Source organism: Mucisphaera sp., from assembly GCF_965279675.1.
Taxonomy (GTDB): Bacteria; Planctomycetota; Phycisphaerae; order Phycisphaerales; family Phycisphaeraceae; genus Mucisphaera.
Window position 1 is genome coordinate 20,137 of sequence record NZ_CBDIIJ010000001.1, and the last position, 22,131, is coordinate 42,267.

The 22,131-nt window shown below is 63.3% G+C and carries 22 protein-coding genes and 2 tRNA genes; 10 read left to right on the forward strand and 14 right to left on the reverse strand.

Features of this window, described 5'->3' with window-relative positions; translation table 11 throughout:
• Positions 1-23: 23 nt before the first annotated feature.
• From ACQZAB_RS00100 to ACQZAB_RS00110, 3 genes are all read right to left on the reverse strand, one after another.
• Positions 24-2,192, reverse strand: a complete 2,169-nt coding sequence (locus tag ACQZAB_RS00100) for a glycoside hydrolase domain-containing protein (protein ID WP_428386154.1) — start codon at positions 2,190-2,192, stop codon at positions 24-26.
• A gap of 5 nt (positions 2,193-2,197) precedes the next feature.
• Complete coding sequence (locus tag ACQZAB_RS00105; RefSeq protein WP_428386155.1) at positions 2,198-3,541, reverse strand: glycosyltransferase family 4 protein; 1,344 nt, start codon at positions 3,539-3,541, stop codon at positions 2,198-2,200.
• Between the two features lie 297 nt (positions 3,542-3,838).
• Positions 3,839-3,926, reverse strand: a tRNA-Ser gene (locus ACQZAB_RS00110).
• Positions 3,927-3,964: 38 nt separating this feature from the next.
• Here ACQZAB_RS00110 and truB point away from each other — a divergent pair.
• On the forward strand, positions 3,965-4,771 hold the full coding sequence (truB, locus tag ACQZAB_RS00115) for a tRNA pseudouridine(55) synthase TruB (protein ID WP_428386156.1): 807 nt from the start codon (positions 3,965-3,967) through the stop codon (positions 4,769-4,771).
• On the opposite strand, the gene tatC is transcribed toward truB, so the two are convergent.
• Entirely contained in the window at positions 4,738-5,751 is a 1,014-nt protein-coding gene (gene tatC, locus ACQZAB_RS00120) for a twin-arginine translocase subunit TatC (protein WP_428386157.1), read from the reverse strand. The two genes, truB and tatC, sit on opposite strands and share 34 nt — an antisense overlap.
• A gap of 36 nt (positions 5,752-5,787) precedes the next feature.
• Complete coding sequence (queA, locus tag ACQZAB_RS00125; RefSeq protein ID WP_428386158.1) at positions 5,788-6,870, reverse strand: tRNA preQ1(34) S-adenosylmethionine ribosyltransferase-isomerase QueA; 1,083 nt, start codon at positions 6,868-6,870, stop codon at positions 5,788-5,790.
• A 115-nt stretch (positions 6,871-6,985) separates the two neighbouring features.
• Here queA and ACQZAB_RS00130 point away from each other — a divergent pair, with 115 nt between their 5' ends.
• The 3 genes from ACQZAB_RS00130 to ACQZAB_RS00140 all read left to right on the forward strand — a co-directional run bounded on the left by ACQZAB_RS00130 (position 6,986) and on the right by ACQZAB_RS00140 (position 8,571).
• Positions 6,986-7,237 (forward strand): hypothetical protein, encoded by a 252-nt coding sequence (locus ACQZAB_RS00130; protein ID WP_428386159.1) that lies wholly within the window; start codon positions 6,986-6,988, stop codon positions 7,235-7,237.
• An 83-nt stretch (positions 7,238-7,320) separates the two neighbouring features.
• Positions 7,321-7,926: a hypothetical protein gene (locus tag ACQZAB_RS00135; RefSeq protein ID WP_428386160.1), complete on the forward strand. Its 606-nt coding sequence runs from the start codon at positions 7,321-7,323 to the stop codon at positions 7,924-7,926.
• Positions 7,927-8,037: 111 nt separating this feature from the next.
• A complete protein-coding gene (locus ACQZAB_RS00140; RefSeq protein ID WP_428386161.1) occupies positions 8,038-8,571 on the forward strand; it encodes a LysM peptidoglycan-binding domain-containing protein in 534 nt (177 codons plus the stop codon).
• Between the two features lie 515 nt (positions 8,572-9,086).
• On the opposite strand, the gene ACQZAB_RS00145 is transcribed toward ACQZAB_RS00140, so the two are convergent.
• Positions 9,087-9,159: transfer RNA gene (locus tag ACQZAB_RS00145), tRNA-Phe, on the reverse strand.
• A 200-nt stretch (positions 9,160-9,359) separates the two neighbouring features.
• Here ACQZAB_RS00145 and rplK point away from each other — a divergent pair.
• The 4 genes from rplK to rplL all read left to right on the forward strand — a co-directional run bounded on the left by rplK (position 9,360) and on the right by rplL (position 11,741).
• Positions 9,360-9,800: a 50S ribosomal protein L11 gene (rplK, locus tag ACQZAB_RS00150; protein WP_428386162.1), complete on the forward strand. Its 441-nt coding sequence runs from the start codon at positions 9,360-9,362 to the stop codon at positions 9,798-9,800.
• 134 nt (positions 9,801-9,934) lie between these two features.
• Positions 9,935-10,618, forward strand: a complete 684-nt coding sequence (rplA, locus tag ACQZAB_RS00155) for a 50S ribosomal protein L1 (protein WP_428386163.1) — start codon at positions 9,935-9,937, stop codon at positions 10,616-10,618.
• A gap of 43 nt (positions 10,619-10,661) precedes the next feature.
• On the forward strand, positions 10,662-11,207 hold the full coding sequence (rplJ, locus tag ACQZAB_RS00160; protein ID WP_428386164.1) for a 50S ribosomal protein L10: 546 nt from the start codon (positions 10,662-10,664) through the stop codon (positions 11,205-11,207).
• Positions 11,208-11,324: 117 nt separating this feature from the next.
• The gene (gene rplL, locus ACQZAB_RS00165) at positions 11,325-11,741 is read left to right on the forward strand and encodes a 50S ribosomal protein L7/L12 (protein ID WP_428386165.1); all 417 of its coding nucleotides are present in this window, start codon (positions 11,325-11,327) and stop codon (positions 11,739-11,741) included.
• 178 nt (positions 11,742-11,919) lie between these two features.
• Here rplL and ACQZAB_RS00170 read toward each other — a convergent pair whose 3' ends face one another.
• Complete coding sequence (locus ACQZAB_RS00170) at positions 11,920-12,657, reverse strand: sulfotransferase domain-containing protein (protein ID WP_428386166.1); 738 nt, start codon at positions 12,655-12,657, stop codon at positions 11,920-11,922.
• Between the two features lie 93 nt (positions 12,658-12,750).
• On the opposite strand from ACQZAB_RS00170, the gene ACQZAB_RS00175 reads away from it, so the two are divergent.
• Together ACQZAB_RS00175 and ACQZAB_RS00180 are read left to right on the forward strand one after the other, a co-directional pair.
• Positions 12,751-14,919: an ATP-dependent DNA helicase gene (locus tag ACQZAB_RS00175; protein WP_428386167.1), complete on the forward strand. Its 2,169-nt coding sequence runs from the start codon at positions 12,751-12,753 to the stop codon at positions 14,917-14,919.
• A gap of 82 nt (positions 14,920-15,001) precedes the next feature.
• Entirely contained in the window at positions 15,002-15,574 is a 573-nt protein-coding gene (locus ACQZAB_RS00180; RefSeq protein WP_428386168.1) for an arsenate reductase ArsC, read from the forward strand.
• 110 nt (positions 15,575-15,684) lie between these two features.
• On the opposite strand, the gene ACQZAB_RS00185 is transcribed toward ACQZAB_RS00180, so the two are convergent.
• The 7 genes from ACQZAB_RS00185 to ACQZAB_RS00215 all read right to left on the reverse strand — a co-directional run bounded on the left by ACQZAB_RS00185 (position 15,685) and on the right by ACQZAB_RS00215 (position 21,954).
• Positions 15,685-16,287, reverse strand: coding sequence for a nitroreductase family protein (locus ACQZAB_RS00185; RefSeq protein ID WP_428386169.1), 603 nt, complete (start codon positions 16,285-16,287; stop codon positions 15,685-15,687).
• 42 nt (positions 16,288-16,329) lie between these two features.
• The gene (locus tag ACQZAB_RS00190) at positions 16,330-17,613 is read right to left on the reverse strand and encodes a hypothetical protein (protein ID WP_428386170.1); all 1,284 of its coding nucleotides are present in this window, start codon (positions 17,611-17,613) and stop codon (positions 16,330-16,332) included.
• A 244-nt stretch (positions 17,614-17,857) separates the two neighbouring features.
• On the reverse strand, positions 17,858-19,159 hold the full coding sequence (eno, locus tag ACQZAB_RS00195) for a phosphopyruvate hydratase (RefSeq protein ID WP_428386171.1): 1,302 nt from the start codon (positions 19,157-19,159) through the stop codon (positions 17,858-17,860).
• Between the two features lie 173 nt (positions 19,160-19,332).
• A complete protein-coding gene (locus ACQZAB_RS00200) occupies positions 19,333-19,482 on the reverse strand; it encodes a large ribosomal subunit protein bL34 (protein WP_428386172.1) in 150 nt (49 codons plus the stop codon).
• A 51-nt stretch (positions 19,483-19,533) separates the two neighbouring features.
• Positions 19,534-20,757, reverse strand: a complete 1,224-nt coding sequence (locus ACQZAB_RS00205; RefSeq protein WP_428386173.1) for a hypothetical protein — start codon at positions 20,755-20,757, stop codon at positions 19,534-19,536.
• A complete protein-coding gene (locus ACQZAB_RS00210) occupies positions 20,703-21,119 on the reverse strand; it encodes a hypothetical protein (RefSeq protein WP_428386174.1) in 417 nt (138 codons plus the stop codon). The genes ACQZAB_RS00205 and ACQZAB_RS00210 overlap by 55 nt, the downstream gene beginning before the upstream one ends.
• Complete coding sequence (locus tag ACQZAB_RS00215; RefSeq protein ID WP_428386175.1) at positions 21,052-21,954, reverse strand: hypothetical protein; 903 nt, start codon at positions 21,952-21,954, stop codon at positions 21,052-21,054. Before ACQZAB_RS00215 ends, ACQZAB_RS00210 begins: the two co-directional genes overlap by 68 nt.
• Positions 21,955-22,131: the final 177 nt, after the last annotated feature.

Sequence of the window (22,131 nt, forward strand, 5' to 3'; positions counted from 1 at the left end):
CGTGCCATCGTAACCAGCCTCCCTCAGGCCGAACGGCCCCAGCCTTTCGGCTCGGCAGACATCTCCAGCCGGAGTGTGCCGCTGATGAGATCTGACCAACTGAGGAACGGGCGATCGAGTGGCTGACCGTTGAGCATCGCGCTGGCGACGTACCGCCGATCGTCGCTGGTGGCCGGGCTTTCGATCGTGAAGTCACCTCCGGGCAGCCGGATCACGGATCGCTCAAAGAGCGGGCTGCCGATGATAAACAGGTCCTGCCCGGCGACAGGAAACAACCCCAAGGCTGACCAGACATACCAGGAGGTCATCGCGCCGGAGTCGTCATTACCGACCATCCCGCCTGGCGTCGGGGTGAACAGCCTGAGGCCTTCACGGACGACCTTGCACAGCCGATCGTGTCGTCCGGCGAAGGCGTAGGCGTAGGGCACCTCCATGTCGGGCTCGTTGCACAAGCCCTCGAAGCGGTGCAGGTCATAGCCTTCACGCATACGTTCGTTCGTGGGTGACAGCCCGACCTGCTCAACGGCCGGCGCACCGAAACCGAAGAACCGATCGAGTTGGTCGGCGAAGGCCCCGGGTCCGCCCGAGAGTGTCATGCGTGAATGCATGTCGTGAAGCAGCCGGAACGAGTAGTTCCATTTCCCGCCTTCGTAGAAGGTTGAGTGTCGGAGCAATCCGGTTTCGGGGTCGAAGGCGTTGGCCCAGTTGTCGGCCTTCTCGATCATCTGCGCGCACAGCCGTTCATCGCCGATGTGCTGTGCGACCCGAGCCGTGCAGTAGCAGCCGTAAGCCAGATCGAGTGTGTGGGTGATCGGATGGACGATGCCCTCCCGCATGAAGGTCTCGCCCATCCCGCCACGCGACAGGTCGCGCATCATCATGGTCGCGGCGCGTTCCCAATCGATATCGGGAATTCCGTAGGTCAGCGCATCGGCGATCGTGACGTGAGCCAGCGCGCTGGCCTGATGCGCGAACCGGTCGTAGCCCCTCGCCATCCGGTAGCCGATCGGGAAGTTGCCTTCGATCTCGACGATGTTCAGCAGGGCGTTGATGAAGGTCGATCCGAACTCGGGATCGAGGCTCATCGCGAGGGGCAACTGGGTCTTGTAGAGGTCCCACATCGTCGACATGTCGAAGTAGAAGGGCCCGTCCCATGGCCAGAAGGGCGACTCGTCGTGAGCTTCGCAGGGCTTGATGAGGCTCCGGTACTGCGATGTGCGGAAGGTCCGTCGCTGGGCCTCGGTGCCGCCTTCGACATCGATCGCTCCGAGTTTCTCGGCCCACCGCTCCGCCGCCTGTTCTTTCACCACCCGGAAGCTCCGGCTCGGCAGGTGCTTGTGAGCCTTTCTGATCGAACGCCAGCTGAAACCCATGCGCAGTTCGAGTTGATGGCCGGCTTCGACAGGCATCGTGAAGATGACCCCGAAGGGCTTGAACGTGGACTCCCGGATGTACCGAAAAGAAAGCTCGTCCCGGTCTTCGAGGATCTCATCGCCCAGCCAGAGCCTGGCCGTCGGTTCTTCCTCGTAGTAACGCACGGCCGCAGAGGTGCAGAGCGGGACGCCTTCGAGCACCACCTCCGAAGCGAAGGTGTTAGCGCCGGTGATCTCACAGGTTCCCTGCTGCGGGATGGTGCGCGTGTCTTCGAGGGCGATCCCGCCGTGCGAGAGGTCGATCATCAGCACGGCGTCGCCGGCTTCCTGGAAGGTGTAGTGATGGACCGTTCCCCGACGGGTCACGGACAACTCCGCGCGGATGCCTGTGCCTTCGAGTTCGCAGCCGTAGTAGCCCGGTTTAGCCTGCTCGTGGATGAGCCGGCGGGGTTCATTCAACGATGCCAGCCCGCCGAGCGCCAGGGTGCTTGGGACCACGCGCACGTAGTTGTAGTACTTGCGGATGGCACCGACGCCAGAGGGATGAAAGTGTGTGAAACCAAGGCACAGGCGGTCTTCGAACAGCCTGGGGGGCATGCCCTCGGTGCACTTGCCCCAGAGCCCATAGCCGGTTGGATAGCCGCCGGTGTAAGCGCAACTCGAAGCCATGCCGAACGGCAGCGTGGCACCCGGGTGCGTGTTGCCGATCATCGGCTTGGGAAAGAACCATGACGAGGCCAACCCCTCGGGGATCGGCACGTCCATCGGCTCGCTGCCGACAAAGGGATCGACGTCATCCAGCATCGAAGTTGGCTTCATCGGTTTCAAGATAACCCGGAGCCTTCTGCTTGAGGTTGCCGCCGGATCATGCGCGAGAGGTTGCTGAAGATGTGGGCGCGGTCGAATCGCTTGGCGAACTCCCGGGCCTGCTCGCTCATGTCTCGTCGTTCGTCGTCGGTCATGCCAAAGGCCTTGTCGAGTGCTCGGGTCAGGTCGGCGATGTTGCCGGCCTCGTGATAGAAGCAGTGGTCGCCGGTGGCTTCCGGGATCCCGCCGGTTCGGGTCGTGATCACCGGCCCGAGCCCGCCAGCGAGCATCTTCTCGGCGATGGCGATGCCGAAGGTCTCGGTGAACTCCGGCATCTCCTTGCTGGGCAGGCAGTACGCCGCGCAGCCGTGCATCAGCAGGGTCTTCTCCTCGTCGCCAACGTCGTGGAGGATCACGATGTTCGGATCGGGATCGCTCAGCTCGTGCAGCCGATCGCTCTCGGGTCCGTTGCCGCAGATGACCAGCTTCTTGTCGCCATAACCCGTCGATGCCCGGTAGGCATGGATAAGGTCGTCCACCCCCTTGGCTCGTGCCAGCCTACTCAGAAATAGCACATAGCCATCGACCGCGAGTCCGCGCTCGGCGAGGGCTTCCCGGACACGCTTGGTGTGTGTCTCGACGTTGATATAGACCGCCGTGTCGATCGCGGGGTAGCTGATCTGGACGCGCTGTCTGAGTTGCTCCTCGAAGCAGGTGCCGACCGCTTCATCGACTTTCCGCCCGGCTTCGACGATCAGGTCTCTCGTGTAGGCCGAGACGGCGACGGGCAGATCGTGATCGAGGTAGTTCTGCAGGACCAGCTGCGCCGTACCGATCTGACCCGATTGCAACGCGGCCTTGACGATGTTCGTGATGTCCGACCCAACCGCTTCGGCCACGGTCGACACCTCGTGCCCGTGACTGATCTGACCAAAGCTCTGGACCGCATTCATCACCATCATGCCGTGCGGCACGATATAGAGGTCCATCACCAGCGTTGGCCCCTCGCATGCCTGCAGCAGATCGATCAGGTGCCCCGAGATGGCGTAGCTCAGGCGTCCATCGAGCACCTTGTAATCGCCAACGGGCTCGGGCCGGTCCACGCTGATCCCCTGGGAGTATGACTGTACCGAGGCGAGCGGCTTCAGCGGCAACTGTGACTCGGCCAGCGTCTCTAATGGATAACTGACGATGTGTATCTTCTCCACGCCCGCCTCGTGAGCCGCTTCGGCGAGATTTCTCGCCTCGGTCGAGTGCCCGCAGATGATCGGGTCGGCCCGCACAAGGATGATGACGTTGTTGAACAACTGATCCGCATCACGCTGTGTGGTTTCGTGTCCTGTCCCGGATGTATTGGTCATAAGAAGGCCCGCCTGACGCTGGCTGAAGAACCCGTGTTGTCTGCGGTGAGGACGTCCACCGCCTCAGACTCAGATTCTCCAGTGACTACGGCAGGCCGCGCAGATTGTAGTGCCTGAATCCGGGATTCGCGTGAGCGACCCTCTCGTAGGTGATAAGCAAGTAATTCGTGACTCGCCCTGACCCCGAGTTGTGTCCAGGCATAGTCGAGAGGTTGACCCGGCCAGTGAGCCAGGCCAAGAAATCTCCCTGCATCGGTGAGATGCAACCGAGGCGGAATCTGGGATCCGAATCTCAAGCGGAGAGGGCGGGATTCGAACCCGCGGTACGGACAAGCCGTACACAGCATTTCCAATGCTGCACCTTCAGCCGCTCGGTCACCTCTCCAAAGGGGGTCGACGGCGTCGAGCCCGGTAGCATAGACGATGGTGACCCACCGTCCAAGCCAACCCGTCCCCGCCAGCCATCAGCCAGCCAACCCCTACGCAGGGCTGCTGCTGATCGATAAGCCGCTGGGCATCACCTCGATGGACGCCCTCCGCGTCCTCCGCCGCGGTCTCGCCGCCGCTGGGGCCAAAGTCCGTGGCAAAGGGCCCGGCAAGGTCCGCACCGGCCACGCCGGCACCCTCGATCCCCTCGCCACCGGTCTACTCATCGCCTGCATCGGCAAGGCCACACGCTCCGTCGAACAGCTCATGGGCCTGCCCAAGCAGTACCTCGCCGAAATCGACCTCACCGCCTTCACCACCACCGACGACCGCGAAGGCGACCGCAATGAGGTCCACGTGCACACCCCACCAACCCGTGATGACATCGACCAGGCCTGCCAGAAGTTCCTCGGCGACATCCAGCAAACCCCGCCCGCCTACTCCGCCATCCACGTCGATGGCCGCCGTGCCTACGACCTCGCACGGCGAGGCAAGGCCGTCGAACTCAAAAGCAGAACCGTCCGCATCGACGCCATCGAGATCACCGATTACCACTGGCCGCTACTGACGCTTCAGATCGACTGCGGCAAAGGCACCTACATCCGCTCCCTCGCCCGCGACCTCGGCCAAGCCCTCAACACAGGCGGGCACCTCGCCTCACTCCGGCGCACGCAGATCGGCCCTTACCGCGTCGATCAAGCCGTCGACATCCAACGCTGCGAAGCCCCCATCCACCCCGAAGACCTGCTCCCAATGCCGTCCGCTTCGGCTCAGCCATCCGACGGGAAGGCCGGCTCCCGATAGACCGACCGCATCAGCAGCAAGCCAAACTCAAACAATCCATAAAGCGGCACCGACAGCACCACCATGCTCAGCAAATCAGCAGGCGTCAGGATCGCCGAGACCACCAAAACCCCTAAAAAAGCATGCTTACGGAAGCCCGCAATCCACGACGGATCAACCAGACCCGTCCACCCCATCACCAGCATCGCCACCGGCAACTGGAACGCGATCACAATCCCCAAACCCATGAACGCCGCGAACCCGACAAACTGACCCAACTCCGGCATCGGCTGCAGCATCGTCGGCTGCCGGGCCAGAAACGAATGCGTCTTCCCGCCGATCTGCGCCTGCACCACCCCCAGCCGCGCATCGATCCAGATGTCCCCCTCCACCGGTTCCACCGGCGGCTCCCGCAGCACCGGAATCCGCAAAGGCGACGACGCTTGTGCGTCCTCCATCACCTCGCGCGTCTCCGTCGCCTCGCCCAGCATCACCCGCAGCATGAAACCACGCTGACCGGGTTCGATAGGCGGATAAGCCGAAGCCCAACCCAGAAAGAAAATCAGACACACCGGCAGCAGCACGTAATAAGTAAACGCTACACCCAACAGCGTCATCACCGTGCTGAACGGCGCGAGAATGTGCACCACCCGACGCTCGTGGGCGTACAGACCCACCGACACAAAACGCCACAGCTGAAACAAAATCCACGGCGACGCCACAATCGCCGCAGCGATCAGCGACACCCGCAGATACACCGACGTGAAACCCACCGTCGGATCAAACGCGTATACCTGAGGCGGATACCCCAGCGCCTCCTGCGCCTGCAGTAGCGGCCGAGCCAGCCAGGCGATCAACTGAAACCCGAACGCGAACGTCCCAATCGCCGCGATCAGCGTCCCGACCAGCGAATACATGATCCGCTTGCGCAGTTCCTCCAGATGATCCCCCAGGCTCATCTCACTCGCACTCGTGCTCTCGGTCGGCTGGTCCAGCGTCATCGCCTGCGATTGTAAGCATCCCCGTCCGACACGCTTCTACAGGATCAGCATCGCGTCGCCGTAGCTGTAGAAGCGATATCGCTCATCGATTGCCTGCCCGTACCAGTCCAGCAGCCGCTCCGTCCCCACACCGGGCAGCGCCGCCACCAACGCCAGCAACGTCGACCCCGGCAGGTGAAAATTCGTCATCAGCCGATCCGTCCACCGGAACCGGAATCCACGCCCCGGATAGATAAACAGGTCCGTCGTGCCACGAAACCCCTCCTCCGGAAGTGGGTCCGGCAGCGATTCCAGCGTCCGCACCGAGGTCGTCCCCACCGCCAGAACCCGCCCACCCGACGCACGCGTCGTTTCCAGCAACCCGATCGCCTCGGGTGTAACCTCAATCCACTCACTGTGCAGTGTGTGGTCCGCCAAACGCTCTGTCCGCACCGGCGCAAACGTCCCCAGCCCCACGTGCAGCGTGATCCGGGCCACACGTACCCCGGCCGCCTCGAGCGACGACAGCAGCAGGGGGGTTAGATGCAGACCCGCCGTCGGCGCCGCCGCCGATCCCGCCCGATCCGCATACACCGTGTTGTACCGATCACGATCCCCCTCATCGACCTCCGCCATCCCCGCCTGCTTCCGCGCCTTCCTGATGTAAGGCGGCAACGGCATCGATCCGACCCGCCCCAGCAACTCAGCCGGATCTACCGTCCGATCGGGCAGCACCCGCCAGTTCCCGGCATCGATCTTCTCGACCAGCTTCAGCGACAGCGCCGGCTCACCGTCCGCATCATCGATCGTCCAAGCCTCGCCCGGCCGCAACCGACCACGCGCCTCCAGCATCACCGTCCAGTGGCCATCCTCTTCACTATTCAGAAACAACCCCTGCAACGCCCCGCCGGTCCCGGTCCGCGTACCCCGGAAATTTGCCGGCAGGACGCGGGTGTTGTTGAGCACCAGCAGATCACCCGCTCTGAAAACGCCCAGGTCCAGCAAATCACGCACCCGCTGGTGCCGAATCTCACCGCTCGCGCGATCGATCACCATCAGCCGCGCCGCATCCCGCGGCTCGGCCGCTCGGGTCGCAATCAGGTCCTCGGGTAGTTCAAACTGGAGATCGGCCGTAAGCATGTTTCGTCGAAAACCTGTCAGCGTTGGGAAAGCGATGGACTATACTTTCAGCAACTAGGAAAGGTGACTCTCCCACTCGGCCGCAGGTCGGGGCAACCGAAAGGCGGCCAGCCGGATGAAACCCGGACGCCCCTCCTACAACGGCCTGTCCAACATCGACCCGCTCCGGCGGAGGATGGTCGCCGAGACCAACCATTTCCTGAACCTCGCTCTCCGAGGCGACATCCACACCCCACGCATCCCAACCCGCAAAGTGGATGAAGGCGGATTCGGCATGCTCAAAAATAACATCATGGGCCAGCTCCTCGTCCGTCATTTCTGGCGAAGCTGGATCAACCGCGACGACGATCTGAACCGGAGGCTGTGAGCAACCGATGTTCATGCCATACTCTGCGCCACGTCGACGCGCCGGGAGTGCGGGTTGAGGCAACTGGAAGGTTGATGACGACTATGTCAGCAAGAACGACTGTCAGCACCGGCTATCGCGTACGCCTTATCATCATCGGCCTCGCCTGCCTCGGATGGGCCGCATGGTGCGTGAAAGATGGCTTCTACACCTATCCCCGCCAGGCTCAGGAACATGCCGCCCTACAGGATTTCAAGGAAGCCAACCCCGACGACTGGAACACCGCCTGGCCCGAGTACGCCAGAGCGAACGGATGGAGCGAGGACATCGCCGCCATCAAGCCTCGGTCCGACTTCGACATCTACACCCAGTACATCATGCTCGCCATCACCGGCCCCCTTGGCCTGATCTTCGCTTTCCGCGCCATCACCTCGGGCGGATGGTGGGTCGAAGCCGACGACGACGGCATCCGTTCCCACGGCGGCCGCGCCGCCAGCTGGTCCGAAGTCACCGACGTCGACCGCACCCGCTGGAAGTCCAAGGGCATCGCCTACGTCAAAATCGCAGGCGGCCAACGCATCCTCCTCGACGACTGGAAATACGAAAGACAGCCCACCCAGGCCGTCATGGAAATCGTCGAAGAGCACCTCGGCCTCCCCGAGGACGAAGAAGTCGACGCCGAAACCATCGACGCCAACCACACCGCCTGATTCACAAGTGCTATCCGATCACCCCGCCTTGAACCCGAAGCCATTCCCGGGCAGGATATCCCTCGGAGGAGACGAAGCCCCGCTTCGACCGCTGACTTCAAGGGAACCGAGATGACCAACCAGAACCGCCTCCACAAGCCCCTCACCGGCCGAGCATCCACACGCTTCGCGCTTGCCATGCTGATCGCTTCATCGGCCGGGGCCACAGGCTGCCGGGTCGAGCCCGAAACCATGCCCGACCCCGTCCCCCCGCCCCCCGCCAGCAACCTCGTCGGCCTCCGCGAAAGCCCCTCCGACCGAGCCGACACCCTCGACCAGGCCCCGATGGCCACCAGCACCACCGACGGCTTCGCCGAACCCGGCCCGCCCCCGCCACCCCGAAGCGGCCTCACCCCCGGTGCCGCCCCGGTCCAGGCCACGGCTCCTGCGCCCGCACCCGCTCCGGCCCCAGCACCCCGCGCCGCCGAGCCTCAGCCCGAACTCCCCATGATCCGCACCTACGAGGTCCGCCGTGGCGACTCCCTTTGGAAAATCGCCGTCCAGACCTATGGCGACGGCCTCCGCTGGCAGGACATCGCCGAGGCCAACCCCGATATCGATCCCAATCGGCTCGCCATCGGCCAGATGCTGATCCTCCCCGAGTAAGCCTCAGCCCGCCGCCAACTCATCCACCAGATCAGCCACCAGGCTCTCGAGTTCGCCGAGCGCCTGCTCCGCTGGTGCCGCATCCACATCGTGCACGCCCCAGTACCGCACGCGCTCTTCCCAGCCTGATGCTTCTGCGCCAGACGCGGCTCATGCTCCGCTCGCTTGATCCCCACCACCAGCGTCGCAGCTTCTAACTCACTGTCGATCACCTGAATCGGCAGCCGAGCCGGGCCAACCATCACCCTAAGCCCGGCCAGCTTCTCCCGAGCAGAAGCCGCCATCGGCCCCAGCAACTCAGGATGCTCATCCAGACCCAGCGCCCGCGACATCGCCCGCCAACCCAGCTCGCGACGCTCGGCCAGATGATTGAACCACAGCTCCGAAAAACGACTCCGGTAGTAGTTCCCGGTGCACAGAAACAAAACCGACGATCCGGTGCGGTGATCGCTCAAGCTGATCTCTCTAGAAAGAAGCGTGATGTAGTGGGAGGTAGCGTGGGCGGGGGGAGGGAATGGCCAGACCCGGACTTGAACCGGGGACACCAGCATTTTCAATGCTGTGCTCTACCAACTGAGCTATCTGGCCGCACGAAGCCGAAACCGTCGTGGCCGGCTGGGTAATTTAGTCCGCGGCTCACCAAAGTCAATCAGCCGCCGCTACCGCCCACCATCGGCCAGATCCACCCACGCCTGCACACCTTGCAGACCCTCCCGAATCGGGCTATTCTATGAGGCTCGCTCCAGCGGCCAGCCGCCGCTGCGCCCGACCGTCACAAGGACCGCCAAATGGCCAAGAAAACCGTCGAAAAAGTCTTCAAGATCCAGGCACCCGCCGGCCAGGCGACCCCCGCGCCCCCCATCGGGCCCGCGCTCGGTCAGAACGGCGTCAACCCCGGACAGTTTATCCAGCAGTTCAACGAACGCACCGCACCTATGCAGGGCAAGGTCGTCGGCTGCCTTATCACCGTCTACAGCGACCGCAGCTTCGAGTTCGAGATCAAGGCGCCCCCCGCCGCCGAACTCATCAAGGCCGCCCTCAAACTCGAAAAAGGCTCAGGCGAGCCCAACAAAAACAAAGTCGGCAAGCTCACCTACGACCAGCTCAAGGCCATCGCCGAAGAGAAGGGCGAAGAGATGACCGGCCACACCCAAGCCACCATCATCAAGACCCTCGCTGGCACCTGCCGTTCCATGGGTGTCGAAGTCGAAGACGCCCCCGCCGAATAACGCCATCGACAGACAGCAGCCACGGCTGACCGCAAACAGCAAAGGGCCCACCACGAGCCCGCGACCGGCACGCGTCGGATCGCTCCAATCCGTGGGAGATCGCCACCATCCAGTGGCCATCGAAAGGAAACGACATGCCACGCCAAGGCAAGCGCTATAGCGCCGACCTCTCCAAAGCCTCCAAAGAACCCGTCGCCCTCGTCGAGGCCGTCAACCGGGTCAAGGCCTTCAAAACCACCAAGTTCGACCAGTCCGTCGAAATCGTGATGCACCTCGGCATCGACGCCAAGCAGGCCGACCAGCTCATCCGCGGCTCGGTCTCCCTGCCCAATGGCATCGGTGCCAGCAAGCGCGTCATCGCCTTCTGCGGACCCGACCTGGTCGACGAAGCCAAAGCCGCCGGGGCCATCGAAGCCGGCGGCGAAGAACTCGTCAAGAAGATCGAGGACGGCTGGCTCGACTTCGACGTCGCCATCGCCTCACCCGACATGATGCGCGTCGTCGCCCGCCTCGGCCGGGCCCTCGGACCCAAGGGCCTCATGCCTTCCCCCAAGAACGACACCGTGACCCCCAAGGTCATCGAAGGCGTCAAGGAATTCGCCGCCGGTAAGGTCGAGTTCCGCAACGACTCAGGCGGCAACGTCCACGCCATCATCGGCAAGCACAGCTTCGAGCCCGCCAAGCTCGTCGAGAACGCCGAGCACTTCATCGCCACCATCGAGAAGCTCAAGCCCGCCACCACCAAAGGCGTCTACGTCAAGAAGATCGCACTCTCCGCCACCATGACACCCAGCGTCATCGTGGACCACAGCAGCTAAGCCCAAGCCCTCAAACCCGGCCCCTGGGCCCTAGGAGCCTGCCATGAGCAAGCCCGTCAAAAACCTCATCACCAACAGCTACAAGCAGAAGTTCGTCGAACGCGACGGCCTCGTCATCGTCGATATCCGTGGCGTCAACGCCACCGACACCGTCGAAATGCGCAAGGTACTCGCCGAAAAGGGCATGAAGATCACGGTCGTCAAGAACACGATCGCCCGACAGGCCGTCAAAGGCACCGAACTCGAGCCCGTCGGCGACCTCCTCACCGGATCCTGCGCCTTCGTCTACGCCGTCGACGAAGAACAGTCCATCATCAACGTCACCCGCACCCTCGTCGACGAAGCCAAGTCCAAGCCCTACATCGTCCTCAAGGGCGCTGTCATGGAAGGCTCCATCTTCGCCGACGAAGCCGGTGTCAAGGAACTCAGCAAGTACCCCACCCGCGAAGAAGCCATCGCCAAACTCGTCGGCTCGGTCCTCGGCCCGGGTGGACGCCTCGGCGGCGCGCTCAAGGGTCCGTTCTCCGCACTCGCCGGCCTCATCAAGGCCGTCGAAGAGAAGGGCGGCGAAGTCGAAAAGGTCGCCTGAAACGACCCAACAACGTTTGTCTAAACCAAATCAGTCATGCAAGCCCGACTGGCCCCGCAAGGGGTTAAATGATCGATGGTCGATCGCCTCTCGGGATGCGTAACCTGGAGTTTGAAAATGTCCGAAGAAGCAACCGCAACCAAAGAGTTCGACGCAGACATCAAGGAGCTCGGCGACAAGCTCGCCGCCCTCACCCTCAAGCAGGCCGTCGACGTCGCTGACTACCTCAAGGAAGCCTACAACATCGAGCCCGCCGGTGGCGGCGCCGTGATGATGGCAGGCCCCGCCGCCGGTGCCGAAGCCGGCGCCGCCGCCGAAGAGCAGACCGAGTTCACCGTCGTCCTCGCCAGCGCCGGCGACAAGAAGATCCAGGTCATCAAGGCCGTCCGCGAAGCCACCGGCCTCGGCCTCAAGGAAGCCAAGGAAGTCGTCGACGGAGCCCCCAAGCCCGTCAAGGAAAACGTCTCCAAGGAAGAAGCCGACGAACTCGCCGCCAAGCTCAAGGAAGCCGGCGCCGAAGTCGAAATCAAGTAAGACCTCGATTCAAAAGCAATCCTGCTACCCTGAGACCTCGCGAGCAACCCTCGCGAGGTCTTTTCGTTGCTGCCCAGAACCGAGAGTCACAACATGCAGCAGGCCCCCGTCTATAACCGTGACCCTCTCTCCGACTCAGCGACGCAGTTGTAGGCAAATCAGACCCCACGAAGACGAATCACGCCGCATACCCCATCGCCTCCAACTCCCGCCCAAACAAATCTTCCGCCAGCCGCTGATCCGCCACCGTCATCTCCTCCATCCAACGACGCGTCGTCGCCTTGTTCACCATCAGATTCGCGCGCGTCTGCCCCGCCACATTCCGACGATCAAATCGCCTCACAATCTCCGCCACCACCCCGTCATCCAGCCGCAGACCCAGGTGATTCACCACCCGCCGCAGCTCCGCCTCCGGGTCCGCCAACAGATCCTCATACCGCAGCATCAACAGCCCAGGCGACGCCGACCACTTCGCCCACTCCCGCACCGACCGCTCATGCGTGTAATGAAGCGCCTCCGCCACGCTCTTCAGCTTCCCGAGTTCATGCCCATACCCCTGAGTCCGTGCCCGCTCCCCATGATCCAGCGCCGACAACGCCGAATCCCGCGGGTCACGATAGATGTACGTCCCCTTCGCGATTCCCGCCTTCATCAGCGCCCGCAGCGACCGCGACGGCGCAAAATGCGTCTTGCACAAAACCGCCTCCCCCACCGCATGCGCTGGCAGCAGCCGCAGCAACTTCCCAGGCGTCGCATAGCTGATCTCACACGCCTTGCTCACCAGCACATCCTCAAGCCGAAACCGCTTCCGCACCCGGTCCGCCGGCCGATACCCCCCAGCGACCAACGCCGCCTCCGTCATGCTGTACAGCCACGTGCTTCCCGATTTCGGCAGACTGCCACTGATCACAATCATGAAGTCACCTCCACCCCTGCATCGGTCAACCCAACAACCGACACACCCACCCCCACAAGAAACGCCGTTATCAGACCCCTCTACAATCACCCCATGCCCCTCAACCCCGTCCAGCTACTCGGCCCCGAGGGGCCCATCGCCCGCCGCCTGGGCGACGCCTACGAACAACGACCCCAGCAGGAGGCCATGGCCAAAGCCGTCTGGGCCGCCCTCCGCGAACGCCGCCCACTCCTCGTCGAGGCCGGCACAGGCGTCGGTAAATCCTTCGCCTACCTCCTCCCAATGGTCCTCCACGCCCTCGGCCTCTCCGAAGACCCCATCGACCCCAACAGCCAGGCACCCGCCAGCAAAAAGAAGGTCGTCATCGCCACCCACACCATCGCCCTCCAGGAACAGCTCATGGGCAAGGACATCCCCTTGCTCCAGTCCGTCCTCCCAGGCGTCGCCGACGAATTCTCCGCCGTTCTCGTCAAAGGCCGCGGCAACTACCTCTCCCGCCGCCGACTCAGCCGAGCCTGGCAACGCCAGGGCCAGCTCTTCGATGAAGACGGCAGCATCCTCAGCCTCGAGACCATCCGCGACTGGGCCGACGACACCGCCGACGGCACCCTCGCCACCCTCCCCCAACTCCCACGCCCCGCCGTCTGGTCCGACGTCCAGTCCGACGCCGAAGACTGCCTCGGCCGCCGCTGCCCCACCTACAACCAGTGCTTCTATCAGAACGCCCGACGACGCATGGCCCACGCCGACGTCCTCGTCGTCAACCACGCCCTCTTCTTCGCCGACCTCGCCCTCCGCGAGCAAGGCGTCGGCATCCTCCCGCCCTACGACGCCGTCGTCCTCGACGAAGCCCACACCGTCGAAGACGTCGCCGCCGAACACTTCGGTCTCTCCATCTCGCGCGGGCAGCTCATCCTCCTTCTCAACCGCCTCTTCCAGCCCACTCGACAACGCGGGATCCTCGTCGCCCAGAACGGCGTCGCCGACACCGACCTCCTCGAACGCGCCATCCGCGAAACCGAACACGTCCGCATCGCCTCCGACCACTACTTCAACAGCTGGATCGCCTGGAAGCAGGAACACCCACGCAGCAACGGCCGCATTCGCCAGGCCGCCAGCATCGAAGACATCCTCTCCGAACCCCTCGCGCGACTCACCTCCATCCTCCGACGCGTCAAAGACTCGATTGAAGACGAACAAGATCGACTCGAACTCGCCAGCTACGCCGACCGCGCCGAAAACCTCTCCGCATCCATCGCCGCCTGGAACGACCAGAAGCTCCCCGACTGCGTCTACTGGGTCGAGCTCAACGAACGCCAGCGACAACCCCGCATCCGACTCCTCGCCGCGCCCGTCGAAGTCGCACCCACCCTCGAGCGCCTCCTCTTCGGAGCCACCGACTCCGAAGGCCGCCAACTCCCCGTCATCCTCACCTCCGCCACCCTCGCCGAGCAAAGCAGGAACCAGGACAACCAGACAACACCATCGAAGAAGCGGGGTGGCGGGGGAGGCAACGGCGATCCCTTCCGCCACGTCCGCAGCCGACTCGGAGCCGGCGACACCGAAGCCATCCGACTCGATTCCCCCTTCGACTACCAGACCCAGGCCGCCCTCCACGTCTACGATCGCCTCCCCGACCCCCGCGACGCCCGCTACCTCCCCTCCGCCGCCGCCGCCGCGCTCGAGCAGATCGACGCCACCGATGGCGGGGCCTTCATCCTCTTTACCAGCTATCGCGACCTCCACGAAACCTCACGCAGACTCTCCGCACCCCTCGCCGACCGCAGCATGCCCGTTCTCATCCAGGGCGCCGGCATCGAACGCAACGAACTCCTCAGCCGATTCAAGAATGACCGCCGTTCCGTCCTCCTCGGCACCGACACCTTCTGGCAAGGCGTCGACGTCCCAGGCGACAACCTCCGCAACGTCATCATCATGCGCCTCCCCTTCGCCTCGCCCGACCGCCCCCTCGTCGAAGCCAGACTCGAACGCATCGAAGCCCAAGGCGGCAGCCCCTTCGCCCACTACTCACTCCCCGAAGCCGTCCTCAAGTTCAAACAGGGCTTCGGACGCCTCATCCGCAGCCACGCCGACACCGGCCGCGTCGTCGTCCTCGACACCCGACTCATCAACAAACCCTACGGCAAGCGCTTCCTCGCTGCCCTGCCCGAACTGCCCATCCACCGAGTGAGCGAAGTTCCCCAGCTTGACCAGAGCCCGCAGTTCACGTCCCAAAACCCCTACCACCACGGCCACGGGTAATCCCCAACCCATCAATCTCCGATAAGCCCTCCATTCCGTGCAAGAAAACGCCCCGGGCTGCGTATTCACCAGCGGAAACAGCATGACGCAGAAGGGTGACACCATGGTCGCAGGCGAATCAAAACCCAACCCCCATCACAACCCCAACCAACGCGGTCTTGCCGCCGATCCCTCACGCATGCGGATCACCAACGCCAACCAGACCCCCAAAAGACGCGTCCTCATCCTCTCCCGCAACAACCGCTGCAACTCACAGATGATGGAAGCATGGATCCGACATATCGCCGCCGACCGACTAGAGGTCGTCAGCGCCGGACTCATGCCCGACGACCTCCACCCCTTCGCCCTCGAAGTCATGTTCGAGGTCGGCAAGGACATCAGCGACCAGCACCCCAAGCCCATCGAGCAGTTCGACGGACAGGAGTTCGAGTTCGTCATCACCATGTGCGACTACGCCCGCGACAACTGCCCCGAGATCCCCGGCGCTCGCTGGATGATCCACAACCCCTTCAATGACCCCACCATGTCCTCTGGCGACGACGAGCGACGCATGGGCGCCTTCCGCATGGCCCGCGACGACATCCACGACTGGGCCAAGTCCTTCGTCACCTGGTCCCTCCAGCAACCCACCGAACAACAAGTCGCCTCCGCCTAAATGTGTAGCTAAGCAACTGACCAGGACACCCGACCACCAAAAATCTCGGGTGGCTGTGGTCCCGCCGAAGGTGGGCCCACAGAACCAAGCGATCAACAATTAAGCGTCACTCACTCCGCCAAAGGCGAAGCCTCACCCCACTGCTGACCAAACACAAACTCCGAAAACGGCTTCCGATTCCGCTCCGCCTCATCCCGCTCACGCAGGTCCTCTGGCACATCATCCGCGTTCGCCCCGTGACCCACCGCGATCGCCGTCATCGTCTTGAAGTCATCCGGGATGCCATAGGCACTGCGCATCTTGTCGTGATCGATCCCCGCCATCTGATGCACGAACAACCCCATCGCTGTCGCCTGAAGCGACAAATTCCCCGCCGCCAAACCCAGGTCATGCTCCGCCACCACGTTCGGCTTGCCGTTCTGAGTAAATGTCGTCTTCACACAAGTCAGAATCAGCAGCCCCGCCTCCTTGGCCCAAACCTGATTGGCTTCAACCAGACAATCCAGCGCCTTCGCAAACGCCGCCTCGTCCGTCCGCGGAGCCAGAATAAAACGCCACGGCTGCTCATTGAACGACGACGCCGCCCAACGCGCTGCCTCCAGCAGCGAGTGAATCTTCTGATCCGTAATCACCTTTGGCGACAACCCGTAAGGGCTCCATCGACGCTTCGCCACATCAAGAATCGGGTAGTCGTTGTCGGCTGGCTTTTCCATGCGGTCCCTAGCTAAATCCTGAAAACGTAAACACTAGCCGATTCAAGGTGACTCAGGCAACAACAGCTCACCCGAGACCCGCTTCGCCCCATACCAAGCACCCATCGCTCGCAACTGAAAACGCTGCGCCGCCTCATCCCCATACAACCAGAAACCCGGCGCCTCAGCCGGCCAATACTTCTCAAGCAGATGCCACCCCCGCTCCGCAATCAGCCACCGATAGACATCCACCACCGGCTCGCCCTCCACCGGAAACAGCAGATCCAGCGCCTCCCGCACATACCCACGCTCAAACAACACCAGCAGACACGCAGGAGCCGCCTCCGCGTCATGCCGCGCAAACTGCGTCGCCACCCGAGCCAAAACAGGCGCCTGGTTCGAAGCCCGAAGCAACTGCCCATACCCATCCAGCCCCTCAGGCAGATCATCAGGAACCGCCATCGGACCGCCACCCCAGGCATTCAACGCCCCGAGCAGCAAACCAGCCCGAACCGTCGCGGGGTCCTCAAGAAGCTCAGCCGCCAAAGCAGCCCGCTCATCCAGACCCAGCCGCTCCTGCACCGTCAACAGCGCCAGCTCCGCCACCCCGGGCTCCTCCGAGCCCAACGCATCCCGCATATCCAGCAACCGAAAGTTCACATCAATCCGCGTCGTCAACACACGCTCCAAGGCAGGCCGCTCCGGATTCATAAACCGATACCCCCACACATCCGCCGCCTCCACCGTCGCCAATCGCGTCAGATCACCCAACTCATGCCCAGGCTCCCGCCGAGGCGACAGCGCCTCCCCCGTCTGTGAGACCGCCGCCAGAAATAACGGCCAGGCCTCGCGATCATCCTCCCCCGGATCACGACACCACGACGACAGCACCAGCTTGTCAGGCGTGATCGTCACCGCCCGCATGTCCGGCCGCGGCAGCGCCAGAATCGCCCGCCACGTCACCAGCCGATCCACCGGCTCATCCGCCCCATGCCCCGTCGCAATCAGCGCCAGCAGATGCGAATAAGCCTCCCAAGGCATCTCCCCCATCGCCAAGACCGCCCCCGCCCGCGTCTCATCCGGCATCCGCGCCAGCATCACCACATCCAACAACGCCTGAGCCTCCACCTCCCCCCGCCGAGCCAACGCCCACAACATCGCCGCCCCCACCTCACCCTCCACCCGATGCAACCCCCGACGAATCCCCTCCGAATCCGAAAACCCACCACCAGGCCGCTCCCCAGCCCCCACGCCGTAAGCAATCCATGCTTGAGCCGTTTCCCCACAGCTGACACTCGGCAGGAAGCAAACAACACACAGACACAACACCCAGACGATCGATCTCATCCCCCCAGCATAACCCCGAATCCCCATCACTCACCTACCCCCAGACACACCGCACCGTCCGAAGACCTCTCCACATAACCCGGACCTGATAGGTCCGGGCGAGCAATCATCCGACATCCACCAAACAGAGAATCAGCAGAAGTCACACCCAGTCGAACCCGCCAACAAAAAAGCCTCGGGCAAAAACCCGAGGCTCGTTCGATACAGGATGTGCCACCGATGATCGGGGCATAGACGGGGGGGGTTACCCCTTATTCCAATACGCGGCCCCATACACCGCCGCGTCACCCAGCTCTTCCGCAATCCGGATCAGCTGATTGTACTTCGCGTTACGGTCCGATCGACACGGAGCACCCGTCTTGATCTGCCCGCAGTTCGTCGCCACCGCAATGTCCGCTATCGTCGCGTCTTCAGTCTCACCACTCCGGTGCGACAGCACGGCGCTGTAACCATTCCGCATCGCCAGACCCACCGCATCAAACGTCTCGCTAAGCGTTCCGATCTGATTCACCTTCACCAGAATCGAGTTCCCACACCCCGTATCAATGCCCTTCTTCAGGAACTTCTGGTTCGTCACAAACAGGTCGTCACCCACCAGCTGAACCTTGCCGCCCAGCTTGTCGGTCAGCACCTTCCAGCCATCCCAGTCGTTCTCAGCCAGACCATCCTCGATCGACCGAATCGGGTACTTCCCGCACCACTCGGCCCAAAGATCAGCCATCTGCTCCGACGTAATGATCTCCTGCGACGACGAGAAGAACTTGTAACCCTTCTTCCCATCCTTCTCTGCCTCGTTCCACAGCTCACTCGTCGCCGGATCCAGAGCGACAAAGATCTGCTCACCCCACTTGTACCCCGCCTTGTCCACCGCCTGCTCGATGATCTTCAGCGCGTCCTCGTTGTCCTTGAGGTTCGGTGCGAAACCGCCCTCATCACCCACCGCCGTCGACAACCCCTGGTCGTGCAGCACGCCCTTGAGCGCGTGATAGATCTCCACACCCGCACGGATCGCATCCTCGAACCGCTCGAAGCCCCACGGCTGAATCATGAACTCCTGGAAGTCCACCGTGTTGTCCGCGTGTTTGCCGCCATTCAGGATGTTCAGCATCGGCACCGGCAGCACCTTCGCACCCGTACCGCCTAGGTAACGGTACAACGGCAGCCCGCACGCATCCGCCGCCGCATGCGCCGTCGCCATCGACACGCCCAGAATCGCGTTCGCCCCCAGCTTCGACTTCGTCTCCGTCCCGTCCACGTCCAGCATCAACTGGTCGATGTACTGCTGATCGCGAGCATCCAGCCCCACCAGCTCTGGAGCGATCTGCTCGTTCACGTTTGCCACCGCCTGCTCGACGCTCTTGCCGACGTAGTAATCCTTGTTCCCGTCACGCAGCTCAACGGCCTCGTTTTCACCGGTGCTCGCCCCGCTCGGCACCAGCGCCCGCCCCTGGCTGCCATCCGCCAGAATCACCTCGACCTCCACGGTCGGATTGCCACGCGAGTCGAGAACCTGTCTGCCATGAACGACTTCGATATCGAAGCTCATCGATCAAACTCCTGTTTGGAAATAAGGCGTCAACACGCCGGTAGGTCTGAGGGCCGATCGCCAGACTCCAAAGTCTGCTGATCGGAAGCCCCTGCAAGATAGCGTCTCCACACCCGCACGGGGTCACCCACCCCGACCAAAAATGCAAAAGTCACACCCGCTCAGCGAGCCAATCAGAAGTTGTGCCGGACGTTCACGCTCCGACCCACACGACGCTTCCGATTGATCATTTTCCGGCCGAGCTTCGTCCGCATCCGGGCACGAAAGCCCCACTTGCGGGAACGCTTGATCCGACTGCGACGCTTGGGGTAGTGGGTCGACATGATGGAAGCTCACTATCTCTCTGATAAAAAACGACTTGCAGTCGTTACTGGTCAAAAATCCGTGGTGTCCACAACCAGCGGGATCAGCCTCGACTGGCCCCGCCGGTCAACCACCCGAAGCGTCACCACATGCTCCGGCTGCGTCAAGCCCTGCAGTGTAATCGAGAACGCTTCCCGGGTCGAGTCCAGAATCAGGTCCTCCGGGATGATCGGCCGGAACGACACCTCCCCATCGATCGCATACCCGATACTCAAAATCGCCGAGAGCTCATCCACCACCACACCCGACACCCGAACCCGCCCACCGGGCATCACCCGATGAGCCAGACCCTCAATGACTGGCGGGGTCCGATCCACCAGCACCGGATCACTCACCCGACGCGCAAACCGAGCCATGTCAGGCGGGTTGTCCAACTTATCATCCGCCGTCACCCGCACCCGGTACCACCCATCCGGCACCCGCGCCGTGTCCCAGCCAAAACGATTCTCTTCCAACTCCTCCTCCGCCACGATCCACACACTCGAGCCCGCCCGCTGGAACGACACCTCGTAACGAAGCCGATCCCCGTTCGGATCCTCCGCCTCCCAGTTCACGCCATATTCCGCACCAGGCGTCACATCGGGATCACTCACCTCCTCCACATCCACCGACACCGACAGCAACCTCGGCTGCAGATTCGGCGTCACATGCGTCACCATCACCGCGTCCACCTCAGGCGACGCAGCCCCGTCACTCATCAGCGTGATCCGATACTGCAGAAACCGCGCAGGCGGCGACGTCACCGTTACCTCACGAGGAATCTCCGGCGCCACCGAATCATGAGACATCAACCCCAAAGGGTTCGACCACGACGACCACCCCGCCAACTCCGGATCACCCAGATTGCTCGACCGCGTCTCGAACGTCACCGACGACCCCGCCGGCAGATCCACCCGCAGACGCGCCGTCCCCCACAAACTGATCTGCTCCGCATCAATCACACCTGAAACAAACACCCCCCGACGCGTCAAACCCTCCGACATCGACACCAGCCGCGCCGGATTCGATAACCCCACCAGCAACCCATCCGGCCCCGCCGCCTCCAGCACACTCACCTGCTCGCTCTCAAAATCAGCCAGCACCGATACCTCAAGCGTCTCCTCATCAATCGCATACACCTGACCCTCGTTCCCCGTCCCCACCACGATGAAGTCCGCCCGCTCCACCAGACCCAGCATCGTCACCGACTCCCGAAACAACTCCCGCACGAAGCCACCCTCGGTGATGACATACACCGCATTCCCCTCGCCACCCCCGCCACGCGGCTGAGCCGGCGCACCCGCTGCGCCGCCGGCGCACGCATCTGTCTCGGATCCTCCCCAATCCCACTCACCTGCAACTCGCCACGCTCCCGCGCCGCCATCAACCGCTCCCGCAGCACCTCTCGCAGCCGATCCCGCTGCTCATCCGTCACCGCCGGCTGCTCCTCCGAAGCCTCACCACCCGCTTCAACCGCCATATCAACCTCATCATCACCCGCCGCCGCTTCCCCAGTCTCAGCCGCAACCGGCTCCGCCCCCTCGATCGATTCAAGCATCGGATCCACCTCCTCCGCCGCCTCCTCCACCGCCTCCAACGCACCCTCCGAAGACGCCACAGGCTCCTCCAGCCGCCCCCGGCCGAGCCTGCTCGCTGTCCGCCGTCCCCACCAGCAGCGAGCCATCCGTCGTCACCACAAGCGAAGCAATCTCCGGCTCCGGCGCGTCATACATCACATAAACCTCGGGCTCGCCCTCCACAATCCGTACCCGATACACCAGACCCTCCCCATCCGTCCCCGCAAAAAGTGTCTCCCCATCCGCACCCACCACCAGACTCAGCACATTCGCCTGCCCCGTTTCCAACGCCACCCGCGGCTCGCGCTCCGGCGCATCCAGCATCGCCACCAGCACCTTCCCCTCCGTCCCAGTCGCAACCGCCACCATCCCCCGCCCCAGATCAACCACCTCCCAGATGTAACGCACCCCCGGCAGCGCCATCACCGTTGTAACCGCACCCTCTGAATACACCGCCAGCCGCGAGGTCTCCCCCGAAATCCCCACCACCACACGCTCACCCACCCGCGTGATCACAAACACCTGCTCCTCATCCGCCACGCCCTCCACCGCCACGGCTCCCCGCTCCGCACGCCCCAGAAACAAACCCTTCGGACCCGCCGCCAGCAACCACGCCTCCTCATCCGCCAGCCGCAGCGCACCAAACAACGTCGTGAGATCCTCACCCAGTTCAATCACATCAGCCGTCTCCGGCGCCAGCGCGATCCGACCCCGGGTCGTCACCCGCGCCGACTCCGTCGTCCCGTCACTGAAATCCGCCTCGGTCTCATGCACCACCGTCACCGGCTGAATCGCCAGCGACACACCCGCCCCCACCAGCAGGACCACCACACACCCGAGCCAGGCAAACAACCGTCGGCCGTACACGTTGAGCATCGAAAACACTCTCCACAAAAAAAGGAATCGCACCAGCTACGGACGACGCACACTCAGCATCAGCATGAGCTCGCCACCAACCTCAAGCCCCACATCCGCCCGCGTTTCCAACACGTCCATCAACGGAACCGCCCCCATCGCCGTCGGCGTCCGCAGCACCCCCGCCACGCTCCCCGG